Origin of the sequence: Croceibacterium ferulae, assembly GCF_003660445.1 — a bacterium.
In the GTDB taxonomy this organism is placed as follows: Bacteria; Pseudomonadota; Alphaproteobacteria; order Sphingomonadales; family Sphingomonadaceae; genus Croceibacterium; species Croceibacterium ferulae.
This window is the reverse complement of record NZ_QZVQ01000006.1, coordinates 22346-43746: the sequence shown is the minus strand read 5'-3', so window position 1 is coordinate 43746 and position 21401 is coordinate 22346. Positions and strand designations below refer to the sequence as shown.

Genomic DNA, 21401 nt, shown 5'->3' with positions numbered 1-21401 from the left:
CTAACCATGGATCCATGGCGGATGACCGGCAGGACAAGACCGATCTGGCGACGGAGCGAACCGAATTCGCGGAAGACCGCACGATCATGGCGACGGAGCGGACCTTTGCCGGCTGGATGCGGACCGCCTTCGCGGCGATCGGCATCGAGCTCGCCTTCCGGGCGGTGTTCGGGGAGTTCGAGCCGCCGTGGCTGGCGCGCGCCATCGCCACCTTGTTCATCGTTGCCGGCGCAGTGCTGGCGGTCGCAGCCCAGCGGCGCGCCTGCCGCACTATGGACCGCCTCGAATCGCACCAGTTCGCTGCCGCTTCCATCCCGCGCTTCCGGCTGCTGGCCTGGGCGGTGGTGATCGGCTCCGCTATGCTGGTAGCCGGCCTGTGGGTGCTGAATGACGGGCAGATCGCGGCCAGCTGACCATTCCGGCAGTCCGCGACGGGCGGATTTTGCACACCACATGGTGTCGTGATCCGCCCATCCCGCTGGCGAGGTCTAGCTGCCGTCGCTCGGAAGCTCGGGGTCGACCTTGTTGTCGCGGCCGTACTTGTCCTCGTTGTCGTCGTGATTGTCTTCCCCGCGGAAGGCATCCATGTCGATCCGGCCCGACTGTTCCATGTCGCGCATGTGATCGACCAGATCCTGCGTGGAATCATCCATCAGATCGCTGTCGGTGCCGGACTTCTCGCTGTCCAGCGGGCTGGCGGCGCGGCCTTCGCCCTCCAGCGCCTCGTCAGCGACGGTGTGGGTCTGCTCGCTCTCGTCATCCTGCTCGCTATTGGCCAGTTCAGGTGCGTCTTCGCCACTCAGACGGTCGATCATGGTTATTCTCCTTTGCAGAGAACAACCCGGACCGGGCGCTGCGCGTTCCCCGCCGTCAGCGGGTCGGCACCTTCTCCTCGCCCGACCAGTCGTAAAAGCCGCGCCCGGCCTTCTTCCCCAGCCATCCGGCATCGACATATTGCACCAGCAGCGGCGCGGGGCGGTACTTGGTATCGCCCGTGCCGGTGAACAGCACGCGCATGATCTCCAGGCAGGTGTCCAGCCCGATGAAGTCGGCCAGTTCCAGCGGGCCCATCGGATGATTGAGGCCCAGCCGGCAGCCGGTGTCGATGTCGGCGATGCCGGCCGTGCCATTGCCCAGCACGAACACGGCCTCGTTGATCATCGGCATCAGCACGCGATTGATGATGAAGCCCGGTGCGTCCTGGCTCATGACCACCTGCTTGCCCAGCTGCTCGGCAAAGGCGCGCATGCGGGCGACGACCTCCGGATCAGTGGCGAGGCCGGGGATCAGCTCCACCAGCTGCATGACCGGCACGGGATTGAAGAAATGCAGCCCGATGAAACGGGCCGGATCGGGCACGGCGGCGGCCATGCGGGTGATGGAGATGGAGGAGGTGTTGCTGGCCAGCACGGCATCGGGCGCCAGCACCTCCGCGGCATCGGCGAAGATGGCATGCTTGATGCTCTCGTTCTCGGTCGCGGCCTCGATGATCAGGGCGGCGTCCGCCATGGGCGCATAGTCGGCCGTGGGCGTGATGCGGTTCAGCGCCGCTTCGGCCGCCTCGGCGCTCAGCTGGTCCTTGTCGACCAGCCGGGCCAGCCGCTTGCCGATGCCGGCGCGCGCCTTGTCGGCGATGGCCAGGTCGCGATCGGCCAGAAACACGTTCGCGCCGCTGACGGCGGCGACCTGCGCGATCCCTGCGCCCATCTGCCCCGCCCCGATGATCCCGATCTTATCCACGCATGCTCTCCTGCCAGCCGTCGCGCCGCACCCTAGCGGCCGGCCAGACAGGGGCAAGTCTAGCGGTTGAACAGCAGCAGCAGCGCCACCACGACGATCGCCAGCGCCTGATACTTGATGCGGTTGAACATCATCTTGTTCTGCCGCTCCTGCAGTTCGACCAGGTTGGTGGCGTCGCCACTTTCCAGATCGATCTTGGTCGTCTGCATGAAGGCGACGATGCCGCGTATCATGGACACGACCACCAGCACGGCCAGGATGACGATCACGACAACAAGAAATGTGTTCATGGATAGCATCCTACGCTTTGCACCAGAGAGAGGCCAGTTGGAAAACGGCCGGCGCGCAGATCGGCCCCCAGCGCCCGCCCGTCTTCCCCGGCCAGCCGTCGATCGGACAAGGCAGGCGATCCCCGCCGCTTGGCCAGTTTGCGCCCATCCGTTTCAGCCAGCAGCCCGTGATGGTGCCACTGCGGCACCGGCAGGCCCAGCAGTGCCTGCAGCAGCCGATGCACATGCGTTGCCACGAACAGGTCCAGCCCGCGCGTTACCAGCGTGACGCCGTCGGCAGCATCGTCCAGCGTGGCGGCGAGGTGATAGCTGGCGGGGGTAGCCGCGTCCTTGCGCACCAGCACCACATCCCCCAGCAGATCCGGACGGGCCTGCTGCATGCCGGCAAGCCCATCATGCCAGGTGAGCGGCCCGGTGCGCCGCAGCGCTGCCGCCATGTCGAGCCGCCATGCGGCCGGGGCGGAGGGGTCGGTCACGCCGGTGCGGCATGTGCCGGGATAGACCGGCCCTTCAGGGCCGATCGTGCCGGCGGCGGCGGCGATCTGCGCGCGAGTGCAGGTGCATGGGTAGAGCAGCCCGTCGGCGCGCAGCCGCTCCGCCGCGGCGCGATAGCTGGCAAGGCGGCCGGACTGCCGAGGAACTTCCTGCCACTGGAGGCCCAGCCAGGCGAGATCCGCCCGGAACTCAGCCGCCAGTTCAGGCCGGGAACGCTCGCCATCGATATCCTCGATCCGCAGCAGGAAGGTCCCGTCCGCCCCGGCGAGATCGTGCGCGATGATCGCGCTGTAGGCATGCCCCAGGTGCAGAGGCCCGTTGGGGCTCGGTGCAAAGCGGGTGACATGCGGCACGGCGGTCAGCCCTTGCGGAAGGGGGTGCGCGCATCCAGCACCAAGCGATCGGCGGCAATGCCGGCGCGCTCCTGCTCCAGATAATCGGCAATGGCGCGGCGGAAGCCGGGATCGGCGATGAAGTGCATGGACCAGGTCTGCACCGGCTCGTACCCGCGCGCCAGCTTGTGCCCACCCTGCGCGCCTGCCTCCACGCGGGACAGGCCGCGAGCGATCGCGTGGTCGATCGCCTGATAGTAGCACAGTTCGAAATGCAGGAACGGCTTGTCGACCGTGCAGCCCCAATATCGGCCGTACAACGCATCCGGGCCGATGAAGTTGAGCGCACCGGCAATGGGCTCCCCCTCCACCAGCGCGAACAGCAGCAGCATCTGCTCGCCCATCCGCTGCCCCAGCAGGCTGAAGGCTTCCCGTGTCAGATAGGGCTGGCCCCACTTGCGGGCGCCGGTGTCCTGGTAGAACACCCAGAAGGCATCCCAATGCGCTTCGGTGATGGTATCCCCGGTCAGCGCCTCGATGCTGACGCCCTCCTGCGCCCTGGCCCGTTCCTTGCGCAGGTTCTTGCGCTTGGCGCTGGAGAGGACGTCCAAGAAATCGTCGAAGCTGGCATAGCCGCGGTTCTCCCAATGGAACTGGATGTCGCTGCGCGCCAGCCAGCCAGCCTGTTCGAACAGGTGGCGCTGCTGCGGCTCCACGAAGGTGGCGTGCGCGCCAGATATGTCGTTCTGCAGGCACAGCTGCTCCGCCGCCCGCAGCAGCGGTGCGGCATAGGCGGGGTCGCGCAGCAGCAGGCGCGGACCGGTGGCAGGGGTGAACGGCACGGCGATCTGCAGCTTGGGATAATAGTCCCCGCCCGCCCGCTCCCACGCATCGGCCCAGGCATGGTCGAAGACATATTCGCCCTGGCTGTGCGCCTTCAGGCACGATGGCAGCGCGCCCAGCAACGTGCCCTCGCCATCCTCCAGCAGGATCGGCGCCGGGCTCCATCCCGTGCCCGGGCCGATGCTGCGCGATTCCTCCAGCGCAGTCAGGAAAGCGTGGCGGGTAAACGGATTGGGCCCGGCCAGTGCATCCCACCGAGCGGCATCGACGGAGGTGAAGCTGGGGGCGAGGCGGGCGACCAGATCAGGCATGCGAGGCTGAAACTGGGGATTGCCCGCCGTGATTGCGAGAGCCTCCGCTCAGTCGCGCAGGGCGATGATCGCATCCACCTCGACCGCGGCGCCCAGCGGCAGGGCCGGTACGCCCACGGCGCTGCGGGCGTGCTTGCCGGCATCCCCGAAGACTGAGACCATCAGATCCGATGCGCCATTGGCAACCTTGGGCTGGTCGGTGAAGTCAGGTGTCGAGCAGACAAAAGCACCCAGCTTCACCACGCGATCCACCCGATCCAGCAGGCCGGCGGCGTCCAGCTGCGCCAGGATCATCAGCCCGCAGGCGCGCGCGGCATCGCCGCCCTGCTCGGTCGCCACGCTCTCTCCCAGCCGGCCGGTCACCAGCTGGCCATCGATGAAGGGTAGCTGGCCCGAGATGTGCGCGATATTTCCGGCAACCACCACCGGGACATAGGATGCAACCGGCGCTGCAGCCTTGGGCAGCGTCAGGCCGAGTTCGGCGAGGCGGGCGTGAATGGTCATGCAGGCTCCTTCTGATGCAGATGATCCAGCAGCCATGGCACCGCTTCGGCCCAGTTGTCGATCCGCGCATGCGCGTGACCGGCACCCAGCGCGCAGGGCACATGCGGCGCGATGGCTGGCTCCCCGCAGAAATGCAGCCGGCCGATCCGCGGCGCGTGTTCGGCGGCGGAGGCATGGTGCTGCGCCAGATCGTCGATGAACACCGCGCGATCCGCGCCATGCTCGTCCATGATCCGTCGGATCCGTGCGCCTTTCGGCCCCTGATTGGTGAAGACCGGCACGTCGATGCCGAACGCGCGCAGCTGCGCCAGACGGGCGGCGCCATAGCGATCCTGCAGATTGGTCAGGATCACCATATCCGCTTCACGCTGCAGTTCGGCCATGGCGGCGAGCGCGCCTTCGATCGGTGTCTGCCGCGGCATTTCCGTATCGAAGAAGCCGTTCAGCAGCTGCCACATCTCCGCTTCTTGCAGCACAGCGTCCCCCCGCCGCATGGATTGGGCGAATGACGCGCCATCCAGGCTGAAGGCGACGCCATGCTCGGTGTCCAGCCAGTCGCGGAAGTGCCGCACCATGTGCAGCAGCACCTCGTCGCAGTCGGAAATGACCAGTGGTCGGGCCATCAGCAGGGCAGCCGCCTGCGCGCGCCGGCCAGTTCCTCGGGCAGAATGCCCAGCGCATCGGACGCGGCTTCAAGGTCGGGCTCATGCGCGCAGAGGAAGTCCAGCACCGCGGCCTGCGTTGCGCATGCACCGATGGAGGTCCGCAGCGACTCCGGCGTGAGTCCGGTCAGGTCCAGGAAACGCTGCGCGCGCAAGGTGTCACCCAGCAGCCAGGCGAGCGCACCCAGCGCCAGCTCGGCCGCATCGCGCGGTTCTGATGATGGCGTCCGCAGCATGGTAGGCCCGCTTCCCTCGGTTCAGCTATGGGCCAGATGGGGTATCGCATGACGCTTGTCGAGGCGAAGCAAGGCACCGCCACGCTTGACATGACCGGCGCCCGCCGCTTTGCCCCGCCGCATCAAGCTAGCGAAAGACATGCCATGGACCGCGCCGCCATAGACAGCCGTATCAGGACGCTCATCGAACCGTTCAACAAGAAAGCTGTCACCATCACCGATGCGACCACCTTTGCGGGCGATCTGGAATTCGACAGTCTGACGGTGATGGACTTCGTCGCCGAGATCGAGGACGAGTTCGACGTCATCATCAGCATGAACCAGCAGGCCGAGATCGAGAATTACGGCCAGCTCGTGACGGCGGTGGGCACGCTAGCGGGGGACGACGCCTGATGAGCGAAGGCGTGAACGAGGCCGACCGGCCCGAGGTGCTGGCAGGCGAGGGAACCGACCTGTTCAGCAAGTTCGACCCGGTGATCACCATGCGTCGCGACCTGCTGGACAGCGGCGTCACCGACCCGTTCAACCTGGTGATGGAAAAGGTGCTCAGCCCCACCCGCGCCATCTGCAACGGGCGCGACACGATCCTGCTCGGCACCTACAATTACATGGGCATGACCTTCGACCCGGACGTGGTCGCGGCGGGCACGCAGGCGCTGGCGGAGTTCGGCAGCGGCACCACCGGTAGCCGGGTGCTGAACGGCACCTACCAGGGCCATCGGGAATGCGAGGATGCGCTGCGGGAATTCTACGGCATGGATCATGCCATGGTGTTCTCCACCGGCTACCAGGCCAATCTCGGCATCATCAGCACGATGGCCGGCAAGGGCGATTACATCGTCCTCGACATCGACAGCCACGCCAGCATCTGGGACGGCTGCGCCCTTGGCAATGCCGAGGTGGTGCCGTTCAAGCACAACGATATCGAGGCCATGGAAAAGCGCCTGCGCCGCATCCCCGAAGGCGCGGGCAAGCTGGTGGTGCTGGAAGGCGTCTATTCCATGCTGGGCGACATCGCCCCGCTGAAGGAAATGATTGCCGTCGCCAAGAAGTACGGTGCCATGGTGCTGGTGGACGAGGCGCACTCCATGGGCTTCATCGGCCCGAACGGCCGCGGCGTGGCAGAGGACCAGGGCGTGCTGGACCAGGTCGATTTCGTGATCGGCACCTTCAGCAAGAGCGTGGGCACGGTGGGCGGCTTCTGCGTCAGCAACCATCCCAAGTTCGAGATCCTGCGACTGGTCTGCCGGCCCTACGTGTTCACTGCCAGCCTGCCGCCATCCGTGGTGGCGACGGCGGCGACCAGCATCCGCAAGCTGATGCATGGCGCGGACAAGCGCGCACGGCTGTGGCGCAACTCGCGCACGCTGCATGCCGGGCTGCTGGAACAGGGTTTCCGCCTCGGCACGAGCGAGACGCAGAGCGCCATCGTAGCCGTGATCATGCCCGATCTGGAGCGCGGCGCGACCATGTGGGAAGCGCTGCTGCGCGAAGGGCTCTACGTCAATCTCGCCCGTCCGCCGGCCACGCCCGCCAACATGACCCTGCTGCGTTGCTCACTCTGTGCGGAGCACAGCGAGGATGAGGTCGAGACCATCCTCGGCATGTTCCAGCGGGCCGGCAAGGCGGTCGGCATCATCTGAGCCGACCCGCCCGCTGCGGTCAGCGGGCGGCAGCGGCTGCGTATTGCTGATCCAGCAGCGGCCGCAGCCCGGTCAAATCATATCCGGCAGCGGCGGCCCTGTCCTGCAGTTCAGCCGGATGACGACCCGCGCGGGCCTGAGCCAGCGCCCACAACATGGCGGATCGCGTGCCGGACCGGCAGTAGGCCAGCACCGCCCCCTCGGCCTGCTTCAGCGCTGCGCCCAGCCGCTCCACCTGACCGGCCGAGAAGCCGGCATGCGTCACCGGGATGTCGATCCACTCCATTCCAAGGCGCTTGGCGTGGGCCGCCAGGTCGGCGCCATCCGGCTGCCCGCTTTCCTCGTCATCGGGCCGATTGTTGACGATCAGCGTGAAGCCCTGCGTCGCAGCCTGATCCAGGTCGCTCGCGACCAGCTGCGGGCTGACGGAGAACCCTGCCTCCACTTCGACGAACTTGCTCATCACCCTCGCCTCAATCCTTCGCACCGAAGACGGTACCCCGCCTCCGCTTCACCATGTTCAACAGCTCCACCATGACGGAGAAACCCATGGCGGCATAGATGTAGCCCTTGGGCACGTGGAAGCCGAACCCGTCGGCGATCAGCACCAGGCCGATCATCACCAGGAACGACAGGGCCAGCATGATCAGCGTGGGATTGTCTTCGATGAACCGAGACAGCGGATCTGCCGCGACCAGCATGATGCCCACGGTGATAACCACGGCCGCCACCATGATCGGCACATCGTCCGTCATCCCCACAGCTGTCAGGATCGAATCGATGGAAAAAACCACGTCCAGCGCCACGATCTGCAGGATCGCCGCCCGCAAGGTCAGCTGGACCGCGGTCTTTGCCGGTGCGGACTCATCCTTGTCGCGCTGCTCCGGCTCCATGTTGTGGTGGATTTCCGTGGTCGCCTTCCACAGCAGGAACAGCCCGCCGGCCAGCAGGATGAGATCACGCCCGGAAAAGGCCGTTTCGAAACTCGGCTGACCATTATAGCCAGGCGAACCGGACAGCCCCAGATCGAACAAGGGCTCCTGCAGGGTGACGATCCAGCCGATCAGCAGCAGCAGGCCGATACGCATGCCCAGCGCCAGGCCGAGGCCGAGCCGACGGGCGAATTGCTGCTGATGCACCGGCAGGCGGTTCGACAGGATGGCGATGAACACCAGATTGTCGATGCCCAGCACCACCTCCAGGGCGATCAGGGTCAGCAGCGCCAACCATGCGGCAGGATCGGTGAGCAGTTCCAGGTAGGGCATCTGGCCTTGTTGCCCGCTTGGCCGCAGACGGGCAAGTTACGATTGGCTCCGAAGACTCGTTGTGGGGACCATTTTAAAGGTTCGCACTGGCGCTTTTTGTAAGCTATAGCGGTGGGGTGGAGTAGCGGAGCGTATGCGTCGCTGCCCGCCGGTGACAAATCTGTCCGCCGGGCAGTTATGGGCGGAAAGCAAGGGTAAGTTCGGTACATGGGGTATGAAAAAGGTCGTCGCGGCCGGGGACGCGACAAGCGGGATGGCTTCGGCGAAGAAAGCTTTGACCCGTTCGGTGGCGGCTCGCCCTCGCGCTTCGGCGATGATGGCTGGCAGAGCGGCGGCGACCGCTTTGGCGGCGGCGGTGGCGGCGGCGACCGATTCGGTGACAGCGGCGGCTCGCGTGGCGGCTATGGCGGCGGCGGAGGCGGAGGTTCGCGCGGCGGCTACAGCGGCGGTGGTGGTGGCGGCGGCTTCGGCGGCCCCCGTGGCCCCCGTCCGGGCGGTGGCGCTGGCGGCATGCCGGCACAGGTCGTCGGAGCGGGCCAGGGCAAGGTCAAGTTCTTCAACGCGCAGAAGGGCTTCGGCTTCATCCAGCGTGACGAAGGCGGCGCAGACGTCTTCGTGCACATCAGCCAGGTCGAGCGTGCTGGCCTGACCAGCCTTGCCGAAGAGCAGGAAGTCGCCTTCAACCTGGTCGATCGTGGCGGCAAGATCTCCGCTGCCGATCTGCAGATCAACGGCGACGTGATCCCGGTGGAGCCGGCGCAGGAAAGCTCGCAGCAGCAACAGCGTGAGCTCACCGGCGAACGCGCTTCGGGCACCGTGAAGTTCTTCAATGCCATGAAGGGCTTTGGCTTCATCACTCGTGATGATGGCAAGGAAGATGCCTTTGTCCACATCAGTGCCGTGGAACGGTCGGGCCTGCCCGGCATCAACGAAGGCGACCGGTTCGAATTCGATCTGGAGATCGACCGACGGGGCAAGTTCTCCGCGGTGAACCTGGTGCCTGCGCAAGGGTGATCGCAGTGCCGGTCCTCTGACCGGCACTCACATCTCTGCCGGCGCGACCGCGTGCCATCCTTGGCGGCTCTTCCAGCGCGGAAGGGCCGCCATCATTCTTTCAGAGCCGACCAGGATTGAGGTTGATGACCATAACCCCGCTGATGCCCGTGTATCCCAGATGCGCCGTGCGTCCCGTGCGCGGCGATCACTGTCACCTGATCGACGAGGACGGCACGCGCTACCTCGACTTCGCGGCGGGCATTGCGGTCAATCTGCTGGGTCATTCCCACCCCGGCCTGATCGGCGCGATCCAGCAGCAGGCGGCGACGCTGATGCACGTGTCCAACCTGTATGGCAGTCCCCAGGGCGAACGGCTGGCGCAGCGGCTGGTCGATCTGACCTTTGCCGACACCGTGTTCTTCACCAATTCCGGTGCTGAAGCAGTCGAATGCGCGATCAAGACGGCACGCGCCTACCACCAGAACGGCGGTGACCCGAACCGCTTCGAACTGATCACCTTCAACAACGCCTTCCATGGCCGCACCATGGGCACGATCAGCGCGTCCGATCAGGTCAAGATGCACAGCGGCTTCGCCCCTCTGCTGCCCGGCTTCCGCTATGTCGAGTTCGGCAATCTGGAAGCTGCGAAGGCAGCGATCGGCCCGCAAACCGCCGGCTTCCTGGTCGAGCCGATGCAAGGCGAAGGCGGTGTGCGCCTGGCGTCGCAGCCGTTCCTCCAAGGGCTGCGCAAGCTGGCTGACGATCACGATCTGATGCTGGTGCTGGACGAGGTCCAGACAGGCGTGGCCCGGACGGGGACCATGTACCTGCACGAACAGTTCGGGCTGCAGCCGGACATTCTCGCCACCGCGAAGGGTATCGGCGGCGGCTTTCCTCTCGGTGCCTGCCTGGCGACGGAAAAGGCGGCCCGCGGCATGACCTTCGGCACGCACGGCTCCACCTATGGCGGCAATCCGCTTGCCATGGCCGCGGGCAACGCCGTGCTCGATGTCGTGAGCGATCCCGTGTTCCTTGAACATGTCCGGGCCTTGGGCGATCGCCTGACCACCCGGCTGACGCAGTTCATCGGCAACTACCCCGATCTGTTCGAGGAGGTCCGCGGGCGCGGCCTGATGCTCGGCCTGCGCCTCAAGACGGAACCGCGCGCCTTCATGCAGCATCTGCGGGACAATCACCAACTCCTGACCGTTGCGGCCGGCGACAGCACGCTGCGCCTGCTGCCCCCGCTGGTGATCGGCGATGCGGAGATCGAAGAGTTCTTCACCAGGCTGTCTGCAGGCGCAGCCAGCTTCCAGGCACCGCAGGCCGCCTGATGCCGCTGCACCACTTTCTCGACCTGAAGGACATCGAACCGGCCGCACTGCACCGGATGGTCACGGACGCCGTCAGTCGCAAGACGGGGCGGCTGGATCTGCCGAAGGGGGCTCCGGACTCCGATCGGCCGCTCGCCGGGCATGTGCTCGCCATGATCTTCGAGAAAAGCTCCACCCGCACCCGGGTCAGCTTCGACATCGCCATGCGCCAGCTCGGCGGCGCGGCCATCGTGCTGGACGCATCCACCACGCAGCTTGGGCGCGGCGAATCGATCGCGGATACGGCGCGGGTGCTCAGCCGCATGGCTGATGCGATCATGATCCGCACCGACGATCATGCCAAGCTGCTGGAACTGGCACATCACGCCACTGTCCCGGTGATCAACGGGCTGACCGACCTGTCGCACCCCTGCCAGATCATGGCGGACCTTCTCACCCTGCACGAACAGGGCAAGCCGCTGGCCGGCTTGCAGGTGGCGTGGTTCGGCGATTGCAACAATGTACTGCATTCGCTGGTCGAGGCCGCCGGCCTGTTCCGCTTCGACCTGCGCATCGCCACCCCGGCGGGGTACCGGCCTGACGCGGCGACCGTTTCCGCAGCACAGGCGGCGGGGGCGCATATTTCTGTCACCGCCGATCCGCTGGCTGCCGCGCGGGATGCTGACGTCCTGGTCACCGACACCTGGGTATCGATGGGCCAGGCCCACCAGGAAGAGAAGCTGGCCCTTCTCGCACCCTTCCAGGTAAACGAGGCGCTGTTCGCCGTCGCCCAGCCCGATGCGGTGTTCCTCCATTGCCTGCCCGCTCATGTCGGGGAGGAGGTCAGCGCAGAGGTGTTCGAAAGCCCGCGATCGCTGGTCTTTGACGAGGCCGAGAACCGGATCCACGCGCAGAAATCCGTGCTCCTGTGGTGCCAGGGCCTGCTCGGCTGATTGGGGGCGCCGCTGCAAAGGGCGGCCACTTTGGCACCCTTTGCAGCGGCGCCGCGCACCTTATATGGCCGCCATGGAAATCGAATTCACCGCACCATACGACATCGACCAGGTCCTGACCTTCAGCCTGCCGGACAAGAGTGTGCGCGGCCGGGTCGCGCGCCTCGGGCCTGTGCTGGGCGACATTCTCCAGGCTCACGACTACCCCCCTGTCATTCGCCTGCTGCTGTCCGAAGCGCTGGTCATCACCACGCTGATGGGCAGCTTGATTCAGAAAAGCAGCGGGCAGCTGACGATCCAGGTGCAGTCGACCTCCGGCGCAGTGGAGCTGCTGGTGTGCGACTTTCTGGAATCGCGCGTGCGGGGCTATGTCCAGTTCCGTGACGATGTCGTGCTGCAACAGGATCGCCTGCCCGATTTCGGCCGCCTGTTCGGCGATGGGCGTCTCGTCGTCACCTTCGACATGGCCGCCAGCAAGGAACGCTATCAGGGGTTGGTGGAACTGCGCGGATCCTCGCTGACGCAGGTGGTACGCCAGTACTTCATACAAAGTGAGCAGATCCCCACCGTTCTGCAGACCGCCATCGACCTTGATGGTCCGGAGCCCACCGCGGCAGGCATGCTGCTGCAATATCTGCCTGATGGGGAGGAAGGCCGCACCCGGCTGGATACTCTGGACAGCGACTTCGGCTGGGCCTGTGTCGCACAGCTCGCCGAAACCACCGCCGATCGCGACGATGCCCTGTTGGCGGAGCCGGGCCTGCGCTCCACCCTGCGCCGCCTGTTCCCGGAAGAAGATACCGTCATGGTGCACGGGACGGAGATGCTGGCAAAGGGCTGTCGCTGTTCGCTGGAACATTACGACAGCATTCTCTCGCGCTTCTCCAAGGAAGACCGGCGCGAGATGCAGAACGAGGACGGCGTGATCCTGGTCGACTGCGCCTTCTGCGCCCGCCAGTTCGCCATTCAGGACTGACCTTGATGAGCCAGAACCCAAAGGCTGTCGTCCTCCTGTCCGGCGGCCTCGATTCGATGGTCGCGGCAGGGCTCGCGAAGCAGGCCGGCTATGCCGTTCACGCGCTGACCGTGGACTACAATCAACGGCACCGGGTCGAGCTGGCCGCCGCCGCACGGATCGCGCAGGTCATGGAAGTGGCCGCCCATGTCGTCCTGCCGCTCGACCTGCGGCAGTTCGGCGGCTCGGCCCTCACCAGCGACATCGCGGTGCCCAAGACCGGGGTCAGCGGGGTGGGGGACGACATCCCCGTCACCTACGTGCCCGCGCGCAACATGATCTTCCTCTCGCTTGCGATGGGATGGGCGGAGGCACTGGGTGCGCGGCACATCTTCATCGGCGTCAACGCGCTTGATTACTCGGGCTACCCCGATTGCCGGCCCGAATTCATCAGCAGCTTCGTCGCGACCGCCAACTTGGCGACCAAGGCGGGCGTGGAAGGGCACGGCATCACCATTCACACGCCGCTGCAACATTGGGGCAAGGCCCGGATCGCGCAGGAGGCGGCGGCGCTCGGGCTCGATCCGGGGATGAGCTGGTCGTGCTACGATCCCACGCCGGAAGGCATCGCCTGCGGCACATGCGACAGCTGCCGTCTGCGCCGGAAGGGCTTCGCCGAGGCGCAGCTGACCGACCCGACACCTTACGCCGCCTGACCTGCCCGCATCAGCCCGGCTGGGGCAGCAGGCCTGCAGTCGCCATCGCGGCGACCACGCCGGCAATCGAGTCGCGCGCTTCGCGGTCCACGACTTCGCCGCCCTCCGGCAGACGGATCGGGACCGCACCGGTCCACCGGCCCGCCAGGTAGCGCAGATCCGCACCGCTCGCGCGGTCGAACACCCGCATGCCTTCGCATGGCGCGGCGAACAGCCAGGTGCCGGCCTGACGACAGGCCAACATGTCGGTCTGGTCCGCCCAATCGCCGTCAGGCTCCGGCCCGACAATCCAGCAATCGCCATCGACCGCATTGACCGGCGCGAAGGATGCGGTGCCCAGCACCACCGGATGCAACAGCGCATCCATCAGGGCATGGGCCTCGTTGACGAAGAACTCCTTCTGCACCTGTCCCGGAAAGATCAGCGGCAGGCGGTGGCGCGCACTCGTCGCCGTCAGGCTCAGCAGTTCGGACATCGCGGTTACTCCAGTTAGAGGATCATGAGCTGCACGGGGTCGGATGGCGCCGCGCCACCCACCTCCCGCAGCCAGAGCGTTTGACCGGCATATTGCCCGCGCAACTGCGCCAGCATGGGTGCCGGCAGCTCCACCTGTGCGGTCTCGACCAGCCACCCGCTCACAGGTGCGGCGGCCGGGCCGATCCCGATCTGGTATTGCTGCGCCGTGTTGCCGACCTGGGCCGCCGGCATGTCCGGCCAGTCCCAGGCGCCGCTGATCCGGCGGGTCCAGCTGAACGCACAGCCACCATCGGCCAGGCTGCGCCGGCGCAGGTGGACTGGCGACAGCGGCCGGACCGACCCTTGCACATTGGCCAGCTTCGCCATGACCGGCTCGTCATCCAGCAGGCCGATCGCCGCCAGCGTCATGTCCGATGCCGGCGCCATCCTGCTCAGGTCGATCGGCACCAGCGTGTCATCCAGCAGGACGAACAGGCTGCCGGCATCATGCCCCTTGCCCGCCGCCCGCTCGGTTCCGCCACGACCGCGCAGCAGTCCGCGCAGACGCCAGTGTCCGGCATCCAGCCGCACCGCCTCGACGAACTGCACCACCTCGTCACCAATCAGCGCGCGATTGGCGCCAGCCGCCAGAGCCTCGGCCGCCACGCTGCCCAGCGGCAGATCGGCCGGAATTGCCACCTCGATCTCAGCCCCTCGCTCCAGCAGCAGGGCGGGTGACGGAGGCAAGGCGCCCAGCAACCGGCCCACGGTGCTGCGTGGCCGCTGCGCGTGCCCCGCAGGAACCAGATTGCCGTCCTGCTCTCCGTACAGGGCGGCTCCGGTCCAGCCGACCGCATCCGACGACACCGCAGCATGGATCTGCCGAGTGGCTTCGCTCGGCGATGCGGGCGGCAGCTCTACGGCTGCCAGGATTGTCGAACCGCCGATCAGGTCCGGTTGCTGCAACGCCTCGCCGGGATCTGCCGCCATCTCGCGCGCTAGCGCCGCCGGGATCTGGCTCAGCTCCATCGCCACGCCATGCGCATCCAGTTCCCAGCTTTCCACCCGCCATGGCCCGGTCCGTCCGGGCATGCGCACGATGGAGCCCGGCACGATGTCCGGGTTCAGTTCGGCCGTACGCCACGTGGCACTCGCGCTTCCGGCACTGGCACGTTGCGCAAGACGGCTTGCCAGCAGGCGGGCATCGCCGGCGCGCAACACGCCGGGGAAGTCCAGCAGCGCATGCCTGCCCGGCGCCGACCCTGCACCAAGCTGCGTGCCGATCTGGTAATCGCGGTCCAGATCGAAGTAACGGATGCCAGCCGGCACTGCCGCTGATGCAGGCCGCCGCGCCTGTCCGGCAATGACCAGCCCCTCGTCGCCGGCCTCACCGCCGCTTCCGGCAGTTCCAGCTCCACCGCCTGACCGTCCGCCACGATCTCCAGGCGCTCGCCCGCGCGGCAGGACAGGGGATAGAAGGTGCCGATCTCGGCCAGCTGCCCGGCCAGTCCGCCGCCGGCATCGCTCCAGCCCGCCAGCCCCGGCAGCAGGCGCCCGGTGCTTGCCTCCACCGGTTGCACGACATCGGCCAGCGCCACATCGCCATCATCGGCGATCAGTTCGAAGGTCAGCGCCGGTATGCGGTTGCCGAAGGATGCCAGCTGCAGCCCTTCGAACACGCAATAGGCCAGCCCACGAAAGGCCGGGCACGCTGCGCCCAGATCCGCCGCGATCAGCGGATCGGGCTGCTGGTCACCGTGCCCGTGATGGACCCGCAAGGCGCCGCCCACCTTCAGGTCGCCGGCAGCGCCACGCAACAGCTGCCCGTCCGCCCAGACGCGCCCCAGCGCCGCGATCGGCCGGCTCGCCAGCGCCACCGCCAGCGACGCGGCATAGCTGTAGCCGGTGGTGGAAGGCCGTCCCTTCCCGCCGCCCGCGGTCTCGCTCTGCTCGATCAGATCGGTTGCCCAGATGATCGTGCCCGCCGTCCGCACCCGACCGAAATGCCGCGGCAGCGGCTGGCCATAGGCGGATGTCGTGACCGCAAGATCGCGCACCCGCGCTCCTTCCCGGGTGCCGGCACCTGCCAGCGATCCGTCGACCTGCCGGCCCAGGATCGCCCCGGCGGCACCGCCCAACGGGCCACCCACGGCGGTGCCGAGGGCCGTGAGAACCAGAGTAGCCATGATGATGAACCTGTCAGCTTGGAACGCGCCAGTGGCGCACGATCGTCCATTCCGGCGGAACGGGGCTGCTGACCACGCGGCGCAGCGCGGCATGGGCATGCACGACATGGTCGCCGGCAGTCGCAATCGCCGCATGCCACTGCGCCGGACCCGTGCGGAACACCAGCACATCGCCAGGCTCCGCAGCGCCGGACACGTCACGCAGACCTTGGGCAGCAGCCAGCCGGTCGAACGGATCCAGTTGCGTGCGGCGCATTGTGTAAGGCGGCACCGGCGGCGGCGCGCGGCCATTCACCGCCAATGCCGCCAGGATCACGCCGACACAGTCCAGCCCGGTCCGCGGATCGCGGCCCTGCAGCTGGAAGCGTGCGCCGACCAGGTCCATGGCGGCAGCGGCGATCATCTCGCCAGCGGAACCGCCACTCATCGCATCATCCCCCCGTGGCGGGTGACCAGATCATTGCCCGGCAGCCACGGCTCACCGCGGAAGTTCACCGCATTGGCGAACCGTTCGTGACAGGTGGCAATCGTCCGGTCGCATCCCTCGCGCAGGATCACCGCGGTGCCCGGCGGCACGGCCGCAAAGGCGGAGTGGTCCAGCAGCACGGCATCATCCTCCACACCGACGATCGGCATGATCTCGCCCGCGTGCGGCCCGTCCACCCACCGCAGCCAGCCACCGGCGAAGCGCCCATCCACGCCGCCGGCCAGACCGGCTCGGCCCGTCTCGGCGTCGCACGACGCAATCCGCGCCTCATGCGTGAACCGCGCCGGCGATAGGGTGCAGCCGGGGCCGCAGAACTCCGCGCGACAGGTCGGGCTGGTGCGCGGCACCGGATCGATCTCCAGCAGCGCCTTGCCGCCGTGCAGCTCGACCTGGAATGTCCCGCCGGCCTGCCCCACCTCGCCCAACCGGCCGCGAAACAATATGGTCCGCTTCAGCGTCTCCCAGTCCACCAGGCCGATGGTGAAGGACGCGCCGTCGAACCGGCCCGCTGCCAGATCGTCGCCGCACAGCCCGGATGCGCATAACGCGCCGCTCACTTCGGCGCTGTCGGGCGACAGGTCGCGCGTGCGGCGGATCGCGCTCGGGACCATCCCCGGGCTTGCCTGGTGGCGCAGCCCATCGAAGCAAAGGTCACGATCGTGATTGGTCAGCCCGATCGTCACGCCATCGCGGCGCTCGATGCGCCAGAAGGTGGCAACCCCTTCCAGCTCGGTGGCAAAGAACCGATGCGTCATGTCGCCTCCCTAACTTCGACCAGCGGCACCGACGGTGCCTCGCCCGCGGCAAAGGCCGCACCCACGATGTCCAGCCGGTCGCTGGCAAAGCGCACCGGCACGTCGAACAGGAACCCTGCCCGCACCTCCGCGCCTGCTGGCAGCGCCGCCTGCAGCACCAGCCAGCCGCCCTCTTCCAGCCGCCATCCGTCGATCGCCGCGCCGTCCACGCTGACCAGCACGCTGGCCGCGACGGGCCGGGTGATCAGCCGCTGCTGCGGGTCCGGCCCGGCATAGCTCTTGGCCAGTCGGAACCGCACCGCCTTGCCGTCGCCAGTCCCGACCAGCTGGTCGAACGGCGTCGGCGCACCGGTCATCCCGTTGCTGCTGTGGTCGAACGGATCGCGCAGCCGGAAACCGCGCGCCGCGCCGCGTCGGGCACGGAAGAAGGCGATCAGCGTGCCCAGCTCCGCATCGGAGCGGATGCCGGGGCCAACATCGAAATGCAGCCGCGCATCCTGCCAATGGCTCGCCCGCCGCTCATGCCCCGACGCCGTCAGCGAAACGGAGGTAGAGAACTCCGCGCTCACCCCTGCATCCTGGCCCAGTGCCAGCGGATAGGGCAGATCGTCGAAAGCCTGCATGTCGTCCTCCTGCGCAGGCCGCAGCCGCGTATAGCCATCCCGGTTGATCTGCGGCACCGCCCACACGAACCGCCGGGGCACACCGCGCAACCGCGCCTCGTCCAGTCCCGCATCGATCAGTGGCCATTGGGCGGCGGCATCTTCCGCCCGCAGCACGAAGCCGGCCAGGTAATCCTGCGCCGCCAGCGGATAGGCCAGCCGCTCCGCCACCGCGTCATAGGCGGCCAGCCGGTCACGCTCGTGCCCGTCGGTCAGCCAGTCATAATCTTCCAGCTGCAGCCGGTCGAAGGCCGGCCAGGCCCACCCTGCCGGGCAGTTCGCCCGCCGCAGGTCCGGCTGCTCGCCGGCCAGGATCGTCGGCGTGAACAGCAGCAGCATCACCTCCGCCACGCCGCCCGCCGCATCCCGCACCGCATCGCGCAAGGCCAGGGTCGATGCCGCCAGCGCCTTGCCGGCCCGGTCCAGCACGGCAATCTGCTCCGCCGTCAACGCGTCCCGCAGATTGGTGATCGCTGGCGCCTTGTCGCTGAAGGCGGCGCGTGCCGCGGCATCGTACAGCGCCACGCGCCCGTCGGGCAGCGCCCACCACCATGGCTCGCCGATCTGGAACGACACCGGCAAACCGGCTGTCGCCATCAGCCCCACCATGCGCCGCGCGGCCGCCTGCAACCAAGCCATTGCGGCACCATTGGCGGGCGACAGCAGCGCCGAAGGCGGGCTCCACCCGGTCAGCCCGGGCGTGCCATCGGCAAAGCGCTGCTGCCATTCCGCCGGGCAATGCGCCGCCAGCACTTCGTAGGACAGGGAGGCGACAGGCGCGATGTCCATCGCCCTGCACCGCCGGAAGAAATCCCGGTGCCATTCCTCGGCACAGGCGCTCAACGCGCCGTCCCGTGCCACCAGCAGCGCGCCATCGGCATCCGGTACCAGCCGGAAGAAGTGGCTCATGCCCATGTAATGGACCAGCGGCCCGCGATAGCCCAGCGCACGCACCCCGCGCAGCAATCGCGCCGGCGTGACATGGTAGCAGTCATCGTAGGCGGTGCACGCATGCTCGCCATGCGGCGGCAGCATGACATCCCCGATCGCGACCAGCGGCCGGTCGCCCGTGCAACTGATCCCGCTCAGCTCCACCCAGCCCTCGGCCCGGCCGCGCAGCAGCGCCGGATCTGCCGGGTCATAGGCGGGCGGCACCAGCGTGATGAACATCCGCTCGATCGCATGCGGGTGGATCGCCGGCGCATTCGCCTCCGGCGCCCACCCGTCGCGCAGTTCGGAAAAGGGCAGCGTCACCAGCGCATCGTCAGGTGCGCCCACCGCGTGGTTCCACAACCGCACATGCCAGGTCGCCTCCGCACCCTGGGCGTCCAGCCCCTCGATCACCAGCGTCGGCCCGTGCACCGCATCCAGCGGCAGCACGCCCGCGCTGCGCCAGCGGAATTGCAGCACCGTGCGCGCATAATCCTTGTCGGTGGCATAGCCGGTCAGGGGGTGATCGTGGCGGTCGGTGCTGTCCCAGATCAACCCGGCCAGCGCATTGCAGTGATGGAACTCGGTCGTCACGCGCAGCGCGTCGGGCGCGGTGCTGACGATGCTCGCCATCTCCGGGCGCGGGAAGTCGACCGTCCAGAAGCGGGGGTCGAACCGCTGCAGCCAGTCGGTGCATTGCCCCCCACGCTGTTGAGCCAGCCAGAATGCCATGAAGCTGAATCCTTGTGTATCAGAAGGCGCGCAGCGATCGCCGGATCGAACTGGCGACCTGCCGCGATGACCGGCGCCACGCCGCCGGCGCGTCGCCGCCGCCGCGCGGCTGCTGCAGCTGGATGGATATGCGCACGTCGCGGGGCTGCGTCGTCGCGGGCTCGATGCGGCCGGCGGCGGTGGGCACGAACACTTCCGGCCCGCGCTCCCCCACCCAATAGGGGCGTCCGGGCGCAACCGGCCCGCCCGTGGCCCGCCCCGGCAGGCCCAGCAATGCACCCGCCACGCCGGCCAGCAGGCCGCTCATGCCACCTGGCCCGCCATTGCCGGCGGAGGCGCCGCCCAGCACCGCACCGACCCCGCGCTGCATCGCCCCGGCGGCGATCTCGTCCATCGCCCCCAATGCCACGCGTTTCAGATCGTCAAAGCCCAGGCTGCCCCGCCGGATCGCGGACAGCAGGCCACGCTCCAGCCGCGCGCCGGCCTCCTCGCCCGCCGCGCCCAGCGCGCTGTCCAGCGTGCCGCGCAGGCCGTCCAGATCGGCCCGCAACCCGCTGGTATTGGCGCGCACGTCGATCATCAGCGTCTCGATATCGTCATCCATGGTTCTCACGCTCCATCAGGCGGTTCAGTTCGGCCCGGCTCACGCCATCGGCCGCGCCGGCAATCTCCGGGGGTGACAGGATGGCGGACACCTCCGCCGGGGTGGCGGACCAGAACTCGTCCGGCCGCCACCCCACCATCGCCGGGATCACCCCGGCCAGTCGCGCGGCCCGATCCATGAAGCAGGGGCTCTCAGCCACCCTGCAGGATCTGCCGCAGCAACATGCCCAGGGGTCTGGCGCATCCCGCCAGCCCCTGCGCCACGACTGCCTGGCCGACCGCCTCGCGCGAAATCGTCGGCCGGTCGGCCAGGCAATGCCAGAATAAGGCCGCCATCTCCTCCAGCCGCAGCTCGCCGGCACTCGCCCGCTCGACCACGGCGAACAGCGAACCCAGCTCCCCCTCGGCCGCGACCAGCGCGGTAAAGGTGGGGCGCAGCAGCCGCGCCTCGCCCGCGATCACCAGCTCGGCCTCGCCACGGACAGGATTGGGCAGGGGATTGGCGCTCACGCGGGCACCACCGCGCCGCTGCTTTCCAGCTGCAGCGTGTAATTGCGCTCGCCATTGAAATCGCCGGCATAGTCCAGCCGCTGCACCAGGAATGTCCCGCGCAGCTTCTCGCCATCCTCAAACGACAGTTCATAGGGTGCGACCGTGCCGGCCAGCGCGTGGGCACGGATCGCGCCTTCCGCCTCGCTGCCCAGGAAGATCCCCGCCGCGCTGACGGAGACATGGCGCGATCCCGCACCCGACAGCAATTCGCGCCAGCCACCCGACTGCTTGTGCGTCACGATCACGGCATCGCCGCTGATGGACATCTGCGTGGTGCGCAGGCCGGCGACCGTGCGGTACTCCTTCGTGTCGCCATCCCCGCCGATCTTCAGCAGGAAGGCGGAACCCTTCTGTGCACTCATGGTCAAAACTCCTCGCAAAGATGGGTCAGGCCGTGGCCAGGATGCGAAATCGGTATTCCAGCAGCACCGCCCGGCCCTGCCGCGGCCGCTGCTCCGCGCGGGCCCGCACGAAGGCGATGCCCGCCACGTGGAAGTGCGGCTGCCGGCGCGGCAGGCTTTCCACGCAGGCCTCGATCGCGGCGACGGTCGCCGCCGCTCCGGCCGGGTCGTCACCGCGGGTGTGGTATTCCAGCGCCAGCCGCACTTCGCGGCCGCGCTCGGTCTTGGTGCTCCAGTCGGTGCTGGCGCTCGCCACCACGCCGATCCACGGCACGCTGGCCTGCACCGGATGTTCCTCGGCCACGATGTTGACCGTCGGGGCCAGCACCGCATCGGTGCGCAGCCAGTCGATCAGCGCGGCGCGCAGCAGGCTTTCCATCCGG

Annotated in this window: 28 protein-coding genes; 8 read left to right on the top strand and 20 right to left on the bottom strand. The window is 67.8% G+C overall.

Features of this window, described 5'->3' with window-relative positions:
- Window positions 1-14 precede the first annotated feature (14 nt).
- Window positions 15-413: a YidH family protein gene (locus tag D5S08_RS07675; protein WP_121117213.1), complete on the top strand. Its 399-nt coding sequence runs from the start codon at window positions 15-17 to the stop codon at window positions 411-413.
- Between the two features lie 75 nt (window positions 414-488).
- Here D5S08_RS07675 and D5S08_RS07670 read toward each other — a convergent pair whose 3' ends face one another.
- The 8 genes from D5S08_RS07670 to D5S08_RS07635 are packed head-to-tail and all read right to left on the bottom strand — an operon-like array spanning window position 489 to window position 5413.
- Entirely contained in the window at window positions 489-815 is a 327-nt protein-coding gene (locus tag D5S08_RS07670; protein ID WP_121117211.1) for a hypothetical protein, read from the bottom strand.
- A 55-nt stretch (window positions 816-870) separates the two neighbouring features.
- Window positions 871-1740, bottom strand: a complete 870-nt coding sequence (locus D5S08_RS07665) for a 3-hydroxyacyl-CoA dehydrogenase NAD-binding domain-containing protein (protein ID WP_121117209.1) — start codon at window positions 1738-1740, stop codon at window positions 871-873.
- A 59-nt stretch (window positions 1741-1799) separates the two neighbouring features.
- Complete coding sequence (locus tag D5S08_RS07660; protein WP_121117207.1) at window positions 1800-2030, bottom strand: HIG1 domain-containing protein; 231 nt, start codon at window positions 2028-2030, stop codon at window positions 1800-1802.
- On the bottom strand, window positions 2027-2878 hold the full coding sequence (gluQRS, locus tag D5S08_RS07655; protein ID WP_121117205.1) for a tRNA glutamyl-Q(34) synthetase GluQRS: 852 nt from the start codon (window positions 2876-2878) through the stop codon (window positions 2027-2029). The genes D5S08_RS07660 and gluQRS overlap by 4 nt, the downstream gene beginning before the upstream one ends.
- A gap of 5 nt (window positions 2879-2883) precedes the next feature.
- Window positions 2884-4011: a GNAT family N-acetyltransferase gene (locus D5S08_RS07650; protein WP_121117203.1), complete on the bottom strand. Its 1128-nt coding sequence runs from the start codon at window positions 4009-4011 to the stop codon at window positions 2884-2886.
- Between the two features lie 48 nt (window positions 4012-4059).
- Complete coding sequence (locus D5S08_RS07645) at window positions 4060-4515, bottom strand: RidA family protein (protein ID WP_121117201.1); 456 nt, start codon at window positions 4513-4515, stop codon at window positions 4060-4062.
- Entirely contained in the window at window positions 4512-5138 is a 627-nt protein-coding gene (locus tag D5S08_RS07640; protein ID WP_121117199.1) for an HAD family hydrolase, read from the bottom strand. Before D5S08_RS07640 ends, D5S08_RS07645 begins: the two co-directional genes overlap by 4 nt.
- On the bottom strand, window positions 5138-5413 hold the full coding sequence (locus D5S08_RS07635; protein ID WP_121117197.1) for a DUF3572 family protein: 276 nt from the start codon (window positions 5411-5413) through the stop codon (window positions 5138-5140). Before D5S08_RS07635 ends, D5S08_RS07640 begins: the two co-directional genes overlap by 1 nt.
- Before the next feature lie 144 nt (window positions 5414-5557).
- Here D5S08_RS07635 and D5S08_RS07630 point away from each other — a divergent pair, with 144 nt between their 5' ends.
- On the top strand, window positions 5558-5806 hold the full coding sequence (locus tag D5S08_RS07630; protein ID WP_121117633.1) for an acyl carrier protein: 249 nt from the start codon (window positions 5558-5560) through the stop codon (window positions 5804-5806).
- Window positions 5806-7056, top strand: a complete 1251-nt coding sequence (gene spt / locus D5S08_RS07625) for a serine palmitoyltransferase (protein WP_121117195.1) — start codon at window positions 5806-5808, stop codon at window positions 7054-7056. The genes D5S08_RS07630 and spt overlap by 1 nt, the downstream gene beginning before the upstream one ends.
- Window positions 7057-7075: 19 nt before the next feature.
- On the opposite strand, the gene D5S08_RS07620 is transcribed toward spt, so the two are convergent.
- Both D5S08_RS07620 and D5S08_RS07615 read right to left on the bottom strand, forming a co-directional pair.
- Complete coding sequence (locus D5S08_RS07620; RefSeq protein ID WP_121117193.1) at window positions 7076-7519, bottom strand: protein tyrosine phosphatase family protein; 444 nt, start codon at window positions 7517-7519, stop codon at window positions 7076-7078.
- Between the two features lie 10 nt (window positions 7520-7529).
- On the bottom strand, window positions 7530-8321 hold the full coding sequence (locus tag D5S08_RS07615) for a TerC family protein (RefSeq protein WP_121117191.1): 792 nt from the start codon (window positions 8319-8321) through the stop codon (window positions 7530-7532).
- A 207-nt stretch (window positions 8322-8528) separates the two neighbouring features.
- Here D5S08_RS07615 and D5S08_RS17325 point away from each other — a divergent pair, with 207 nt between their 5' ends.
- From D5S08_RS17325 to queC, 5 genes are all read left to right on the top strand, one after another.
- Window positions 8529-9335 carry a cold-shock protein gene (locus D5S08_RS17325; RefSeq protein WP_121117189.1) on the top strand — a complete coding sequence of 269 codons (807 nt, stop codon included), beginning with the start codon at window positions 8529-8531 and terminating at the stop codon, window positions 9333-9335.
- A gap of 125 nt (window positions 9336-9460) precedes the next feature.
- Window positions 9461-10651 carry an aspartate aminotransferase family protein gene (locus D5S08_RS07605; RefSeq protein WP_121117187.1) on the top strand — a complete coding sequence of 397 codons (1191 nt, stop codon included), beginning with the start codon at window positions 9461-9463 and terminating at the stop codon, window positions 10649-10651.
- Entirely contained in the window at window positions 10651-11583 is a 933-nt protein-coding gene (gene argF, locus D5S08_RS07600) for an ornithine carbamoyltransferase (RefSeq protein WP_121117185.1), read from the top strand. Before D5S08_RS07605 ends, argF begins: the two co-directional genes overlap by 1 nt.
- Before the next feature lie 73 nt (window positions 11584-11656).
- The gene (gene hslO, locus D5S08_RS07595) at window positions 11657-12559 is read left to right on the top strand and encodes an Hsp33 family molecular chaperone HslO (protein ID WP_206610302.1); all 903 of its coding nucleotides are present in this window, start codon (window positions 11657-11659) and stop codon (window positions 12557-12559) included.
- A gap of 5 nt (window positions 12560-12564) precedes the next feature.
- Window positions 12565-13254, top strand: coding sequence for a 7-cyano-7-deazaguanine synthase QueC (gene queC, locus D5S08_RS07590; protein ID WP_121117181.1), 690 nt, complete (start codon window positions 12565-12567; stop codon window positions 13252-13254).
- Window positions 13255-13264: 10 nt separating this feature from the next.
- Here queC and D5S08_RS07585 read toward each other — a convergent pair whose 3' ends face one another.
- The 10 genes from D5S08_RS07585 to gp17 form a co-directional block, all read right to left on the bottom strand.
- On the bottom strand, window positions 13265-13729 hold the full coding sequence (locus D5S08_RS07585; RefSeq protein ID WP_121117179.1) for a DUF2793 domain-containing protein: 465 nt from the start codon (window positions 13727-13729) through the stop codon (window positions 13265-13267).
- Between the two features lie 14 nt (window positions 13730-13743).
- The gene (locus D5S08_RS07580) at window positions 13744-15039 is read right to left on the bottom strand and encodes a GTA baseplate fiber-binding domain-containing protein (protein WP_162301940.1); all 1296 of its coding nucleotides are present in this window, start codon (window positions 15037-15039) and stop codon (window positions 13744-13746) included.
- Between the two features lie 870 nt (window positions 15040-15909).
- Window positions 15910-16323, bottom strand: a complete 414-nt coding sequence (locus D5S08_RS07575) for a C40 family peptidase (RefSeq protein ID WP_241557288.1) — start codon at window positions 16321-16323, stop codon at window positions 15910-15912.
- Window positions 16320-17138, bottom strand: a complete 819-nt coding sequence (locus tag D5S08_RS07570; RefSeq protein ID WP_121117175.1) for a DUF2163 domain-containing protein — start codon at window positions 17136-17138, stop codon at window positions 16320-16322. Before D5S08_RS07570 ends, D5S08_RS07575 begins: the two co-directional genes overlap by 4 nt.
- Window positions 17135-19462, bottom strand: coding sequence for a DUF2460 domain-containing protein (locus D5S08_RS07565; RefSeq protein WP_121117173.1), 2328 nt, complete (start codon window positions 19460-19462; stop codon window positions 17135-17137). The genes D5S08_RS07570 and D5S08_RS07565 overlap by 4 nt, the downstream gene beginning before the upstream one ends.
- Before the next feature lie 19 nt (window positions 19463-19481).
- Complete coding sequence (locus D5S08_RS07560; RefSeq protein ID WP_121117171.1) at window positions 19482-20066, bottom strand: tail tape measure protein; 585 nt, start codon at window positions 20064-20066, stop codon at window positions 19482-19484.
- On the bottom strand, window positions 20059-20265 hold the full coding sequence (locus tag D5S08_RS07555; protein ID WP_421757454.1) for a phage tail assembly chaperone: 207 nt from the start codon (window positions 20263-20265) through the stop codon (window positions 20059-20061). The genes D5S08_RS07560 and D5S08_RS07555 overlap by 8 nt, the downstream gene beginning before the upstream one ends.
- Complete coding sequence (locus D5S08_RS07550) at window positions 20258-20575, bottom strand: gene transfer agent family protein (RefSeq protein WP_121117168.1); 318 nt, start codon at window positions 20573-20575, stop codon at window positions 20258-20260. Before D5S08_RS07550 ends, D5S08_RS07555 begins: the two co-directional genes overlap by 8 nt.
- Window positions 20572-20979: a phage major tail protein, TP901-1 family gene (locus tag D5S08_RS07545; protein ID WP_121117166.1), complete on the bottom strand. Its 408-nt coding sequence runs from the start codon at window positions 20977-20979 to the stop codon at window positions 20572-20574. The genes D5S08_RS07550 and D5S08_RS07545 overlap by 4 nt, the downstream gene beginning before the upstream one ends.
- A 25-nt stretch (window positions 20980-21004) precedes the next feature.
- Window positions 21005-21397: a tail completion protein gp17 gene (gene gp17 / locus D5S08_RS07540; RefSeq protein WP_121117164.1), complete on the bottom strand. Its 393-nt coding sequence runs from the start codon at window positions 21395-21397 to the stop codon at window positions 21005-21007.
- Between the last annotated feature and the right edge of the window lie 4 nt (window positions 21398-21401).